The sequence below is a fragment of the Rhodoferax sp. genome (genome assembly GCF_037143375.1).
Lineage (GTDB): Bacteria > Pseudomonadota > Gammaproteobacteria > Burkholderiales > Burkholderiaceae_C > Rhodoferax.
This window is the reverse complement of sequence record NZ_JBAWYV010000176.1, coordinates 1-5,627: the sequence shown is the minus strand read 5'-3', so window position 1 is coordinate 5,627 and position 5,627 is coordinate 1. Positions and strand designations below refer to the sequence as shown.

Genomic DNA, 5,627 nt, shown 5'->3' with positions numbered 1-5,627 from the left:
CAAGCCAAGCCCGCCCCCCGCCTGAGTGCGCCTTTGCAAGCGGCATCGGTACGCGCCGGACCCGCCAGCCACAGCAATTTCAGGCCTTATTGAGAACCCTAAAAAATGGCATCTCTTCCCTTCAGTGACCAGGAATTCAAAAAAATAAGCGACATCATGTATGACGCAGTGGGCTTGTCTTACAACGAGTCCAAGAAATCCCTGATTCACTCGCGACTGTCACCGCGAATTCAACGGCTGGGCCTGGATGGTTTTGCCGACTACATCCGACTGCTCGCTGATGAAAGCGAAGCCGCCGAGTTTCAGATGGCGGTGGATTTGCTCACCACCAACGAGACCTATTTTTTCCGCGAACCCAAGCACTACGACGTGCTGGAGAGTGAGCTGATCTCGCTCAAGAGCAAGGCGCCCATTTCCATCTGGAGCGCGGCGTCTTCTTTTGGCGACGAGGCCTACAGCACGGCCATGTTGCTGGCGGACCTGCAAATGTCAGGGCGCATCGGGCCGGATTGGTCTATTTTGGCCACCGACATCAGCCACCGCGTGCTCTTGAGTGCCAAAGAAGCGGTGTTTCCGCAAGACCGGTTGCGGGCGGTGTCGCCAGAGCGGCTCAAGCGCTACTGCCTCAAGGGCGAAGGCCCGGCCGAAGGCCAGTCCATGATGATGGACAAGCTGCGCCAGCGCCTGCAGTTTGGCCAGCTCAACCTGTGCAAGCCGTTCAGCGGGTTGGGTCCGTTCGATGTGGTGTTTTTGCGCAACGTGCTGATCTACTTTGACGTGCCCACCAAGCGCGATGTGGTGAACCGGGTGCTGGCCACCCTGCGCCCCGGCGGCTTGTTTTTTCTGGGCACCGCTGAAGGCCGTGTGGCCTGCGATGTGCCGATGCTGACCGTGCAGCCCGGCGTGTTTCGCAAGCCCGGTTAAGCTTCACGAACCATGAATAAACTACCTCACAGACCTTTTCGAAACGTGAAAAAAAATGCTTCCGGTGTCATGGACCTAATGCCTGGCGATGTCGCCTTTGGCCAGGTCGGCGACCAGTTAAAAACCTTGCTGGGCTCGTGCGTGGCGGTCATCCTGACCGATCCCCGGCGCACGGTGGCAGCCATGTCGCACATCGTGCATGTGGGTCAGCCCAACGCCGCCAACCTGCACAACACGGCTTACGGCGTGGCCGCGCTGGATGATATGTTTCGGCGGCTGCACGGCGTGGGTGTCACGCCCCGTTTGTGCGAAGCTTATGTATTTGGTGGGGGCAATATGTTCCCTAATCTCATTACCCAAAACCCGATTGGCAACAACAACGTCAGTTGGGTGCTGCACCAGTTGAAGCACCACCGCATCAGGGTGGTGGACCAATGTCTGGGCGGTACGGGTTACCGCAAGGTGTCATGGACGGTCGGGCCGACCGAACCCATTGTTGAAGTTGTATTCGCCGGAGCTGGAGCCACTGATGGTCGTTAAAGTTTATGTGGTGGATGACTCTGCTGTGGTGCGTCAGGCCTTGCAGCACATGCTGGCTGGGCAGCCTGATATTGAGCTGATTGGCAGCGCCCCCAATCCGCTGATTGCGATGCCCGCAATTCAGAAAAATCGCCCTGATGTCTTGCTGCTTGATATTGAGATGCCGGGCATGGACGGGCTGACGTTTTTGCGCCAGATCATGGCCGGGACGCCGATCCCTACCGTCATTTGTTCCACCTTGTCGGCTGAAGGCAGCAAGGTTGCACTCGATGCACTGGCTGCGGGTGCTGTGGCTGTGATGGGCAAACCCAAGCTGGGCTTGAAGCAGTTTCTGGATGATTCACGCCGCGAGATGATTCAAACGCTCAAGGCAGCCGCCCTCGCCAAACCGCGTCAGCGCAGCGCCAGTGCCAGCGTCATGGCGGCAGGGCATTCCGCCGCCAAACCAGGTGCCTCGCACGCAACAGTGGCCAGTGGCGTGCACGCCTTTGCCATGAACAAACCGGTGGTGCTGGGCAGCTCTACCGGCGGCACGCAAGCGATTGAATGCGTGCTGATGGCGCTCCCGGCGGATGCGCCCGGCATTGCCATTACCCAGCACATGCCGGAAAAATTTACCGCCATGTACGCCCAGCGGCTCAATGGCATTTGCGCCATGAATGTGCGTGAAGCCAAAGACGGCGACCGCCTTGAACGCGGCGTGGTGCTGATTGCACCGGGTGGCTTGCACATGCAGTTGCGCAAGTCAGCCGGTCAGTATTTTGTCCATGTGCTGGACGGGCCCCCGGTGAACCGCCACAAACCCTCGGTCGATGTGCTGTTCAAGTCGGCCGCCGAATGTGGCGGGCACGACGTGCTGGGCATCATCATGACCGGCATGGGCGACGACGGCGCGCGGGGCATGAAGGTGCTGCACGACGGCGGCGCCCGCACGGTGGCCCAGAACGAAGAAACCTGCGTCGTCTTTGGAATGCCCAAGGAAGCCATCAAACTGCAGGCGGTGGACGAGATCTTGCCACTGGAGAGCATCGCCCGCGCCATCATGAAGTTTGATTCGCGCGCTTGATGCGCTATGTTATTTATAGCTGCTTACGCAAGTAATACGGGGGCTAGAGCCTTATATGACATAAATTTTCTAATGCACTCAGGTTTTTCCCCGGACAAACTCAGGTAAACACCCTATAGTTGTCAGGGGAATCAACAGTTACAGTTTGATAATTGTCAAAAAGTAACAATGAGACGTTAGACTAAAGACGACTTCCAAATAAGAAACCTCATAATAAGTCTGGCTCCATTCCCCTCCCCCGAAAGACCCCATGGCTAAAACCATATTGATCGTTGACGACTCCGCTTCCATGCGCCAGGTACTGGGTATTGCCTTGAGGGGTGCTGGTTACACCGTGATCGAAGGCTGCGACGGCCGCGACGCCCTGACCAAGCTCACCGGCCAAAAAATCAACCTGATCATCAGCGACGTCAACATGCCCAACATGGACGGCATCGCCTTCCTGAAGGCCGTCAAACAACTGCCGGCCTACAAATTCACCCCCGTCATCATGCTCACCACCGTGACCGAAGACGCCAAGATGGCCGAGGGCCGCGCCGCCGGTGCCCGGGCCTGGGTGGCCAAGCCGTTTCAGCCCGAGAAGCTGATTGATGCCGCACAGCGCCTGTGCCTGCCTTAAATCGCCGCACGACCGAAACACACTCTTCAGGAGAGCCGCATGACTTCGAAAAAGAACCCCAAGCACAACGCCTCGGTGTTGCGCATTGAGGGCGAACTCACCATCTTTCGGGCCTTAGAGCTCAAGCCCATCCTGCTGGGCGAGCCCGCACCGCAAGAAATTGACTTGTCGGGCGTCACCGAGATCGACACCGCCGGTGTGCAACTGCTGATGCTGGCCAAGAAAACCGCGCAAGCGCACCAGCGTGAATTCCGTTTAGTGGCGCACAGCCCGGCCGTCATCGAGGTGTTTGAGTTGCTCAACGTCGCGGCCTACTTTGACGACCCGCTGGTGATGGCGTCCCGTGCGGGCGGCAAAAGGAGTTCCCATGGATCTTGATGACGCACTGCAGACCTTCATCCTGGAAAGCCGGGAACTGCTCGAAGCCATGGAAGACGCCCTGCTGGGCGTGGCACAGGCCGATGAAAAAGACGAGATGGTGAACGCGATATTTCGCGCCGCCCACACCATCAAGGGCTCATCGGGCCTGTTCAGCCTGGACCATATCGTCGCCTTCACCCACGTGGTTGAAAGCGTGCTCGACCAGGTACGCGCTGGCAAGCTCCCCATTGCCGACCCCCTGGTGGTGTTAATGCTGGCCTGCTGCGACCACATCGGCGCACTGGTTGAGTCGGTGGCCGCCGGTCACACCAAACCCGACGACGAACTGCAGCAACTGGGCGAGCCGCTGCTGGTGCAGTTGCGCAGCTACCTGGGCGCACCCGCCTCAAATGCAGGCCAGTCGTCAGTCGTGGACGCCCCCGGCGTCGACCCGATTGCACGCATCCCCGACGGCGGCGTCTCTGCCGACCACTGGCACATCTCGGTGCGTTTCGGCCCGGACGTGCTCAAAAACGGCATGGACCCGCTCTCGTTCATCCGCTACCTCGAAACCCTGGGCCACATCAACGGCATGGTGACCCTGACCGACGCGCTGCCCGAGGCTGATGCGATGGACCCTGAGACCTGCTACCTGGGCTTTGAGATTGCGCTGCAGAGCAAGGCCGACAAAGCCGCCATTGAGCACGTGTTTGAATTCGTGCTCGACGACTGCAGCCTCAAAATTTTGCCGCCGCACAGCTTGGTGAACGACTATGTCAACCTGATCCAGCAACAGCAGGGTGACATGACCCGTCTGGGCGAGATGCTGGTGCGCTGCGGCACGCTCACCCCGCAGGAGCTTGACCGGGCGCTTAACTCGCAGTCCGACACGCCCGCCAAACCGATTGGCACCATTCTGGTTGAGCAAGGCTCGGTGCAGCCCGAAGTGGTCGAAGCGGCGCTCACCAAGCAAAAACTAATCAAGGACATCGGCGCCACCGAGAGCCGCTCGATCCGGGTCGACGCCGACAAGCTCGACCAGCTCATCAACCTGGTGGGCGAACTCATCATTGCCGGGGCCAGTGTCAACCTGATTGCCCGGCGCTCGCATATCAGCGAACTCGAAGAAAGCACCTCCAAACTCTCGATGCTGGTCGAAGAAGTGCGCGACAGCGCCTTGCAACTGCGCATGGTCAGGATCGGCGCCACCTTCGGGCGCTTTCAGCGCGTGGTGCACGACGTGTCACGCGAGTTGGGCAAAGACATTACGCTCATCATCGACGGCGAAGAGACCGAACTCGACAAGACCGTGGTCGAAAAAATTGGCGACCCGCTGATGCACCTGGTGCGCAACTCGATGGACCACGGCATCGAGTCGGCTGAAGTGCGGGCCGCCCGTGGCAAACCAGCCCAAGGCACGCTCAAGCTCAACGCCTTTCACGACTCCGGCAGCATCGTCATCACGGTGCAAGACGATGGTGGGGGCCTCAATCGCGAGCGCATTCTGGCCAAGGCGCTCGAGCGCGGTCTGGTCGAAGCGGGCCAGCATCTGAGCGATGCCGACATCTACGCGCTGATTTTTGAGCCCGGCTTCTCAACTGCCGAGAAGGTCACCAACCTGTCCGGGCGCGGGGTCGGCCTGGACGTGGTCAAGCGCAACATCACGGCCCTGCGCGGCACGGTCAGCCTGACCAGTGAAGACGGCGTGGGCACCACGGTCACCGTGCGCCTGCCGCTCACCCTGGCCATCATTGACGGCTTCCTGGTGGAAGTGGGCAAGTCGGTGTTTGCCATTCCGCTGGACATGATCGAAGAGTGCGTGGCCTACACCGCCGAGGCCGGGCACGACTACACCAGCCTGCGCGGGCAGGTGCTGCCGTTTATCCGCTTGCGCGAACTGTTTGGCATTGCCGGCACCCCGGTCAAGGGCGAAAACATTGTGGTGCTCAAGTACGCCGGCCAAAAAGCCGGGCTGGTGGTGGACACCTTGCTGGGCGAATTCCAGACCGTGATCAAGCCACTCGGACACATCTTCAACCAGGTCACCTGCATCAGCGGCTCCACCATTCTGGGCAGCGGCGATGTGGCGCTGATTCTGGATGTGCCGGCGCTGGTGCG

Annotated in this window: 6 protein-coding genes; all 6 read left to right on the top strand. The window is 59.8% G+C overall.

The window, feature by feature from the left end; translation table 11 throughout:
* Nucleotides 1–105: 105 nt before the first annotated feature.
* Nucleotides 106–924 (top strand): CheR family methyltransferase, encoded by an 819-nt coding sequence (locus WCG50_RS16855; protein WP_336900755.1) that lies wholly within the window; start codon nt 106–108, stop codon nt 922–924.
* A gap of 69 nt (nt 925–993) precedes the next feature.
* Nucleotides 994–1,464 carry a chemotaxis protein CheD gene (locus WCG50_RS16850; protein WP_336900754.1) on the top strand — a complete coding sequence of 157 codons (471 nt, stop codon included), beginning with the start codon at nt 994–996 and terminating at the stop codon, nt 1,462–1,464.
* Nucleotides 1,451–2,530, top strand: a complete 1,080-nt coding sequence (locus tag WCG50_RS16845; RefSeq protein WP_336900756.1) for a chemotaxis response regulator protein-glutamate methylesterase — start codon at nt 1,451–1,453, stop codon at nt 2,528–2,530. The genes WCG50_RS16850 and WCG50_RS16845 overlap by 14 nt, the downstream gene beginning before the upstream one ends.
* A gap of 250 nt (nt 2,531–2,780) precedes the next feature.
* Entirely contained in the window at nt 2,781–3,149 is a 369-nt protein-coding gene (locus WCG50_RS16840; protein ID WP_336900753.1) for a response regulator, read from the top strand.
* 39 nt (nt 3,150–3,188) lie between these two features.
* Complete coding sequence (locus WCG50_RS16835) at nt 3,189–3,527, top strand: STAS domain-containing protein (protein ID WP_336900752.1); 339 nt, start codon at nt 3,189–3,191, stop codon at nt 3,525–3,527.
* Nucleotides 3,517–5,627 (top strand): chemotaxis protein CheA (locus WCG50_RS16830; RefSeq protein WP_336900751.1); only part of this gene is annotated, 2,111 nt, incomplete at its 3' end. The genes WCG50_RS16835 and WCG50_RS16830, both read left to right, overlap by 11 nt.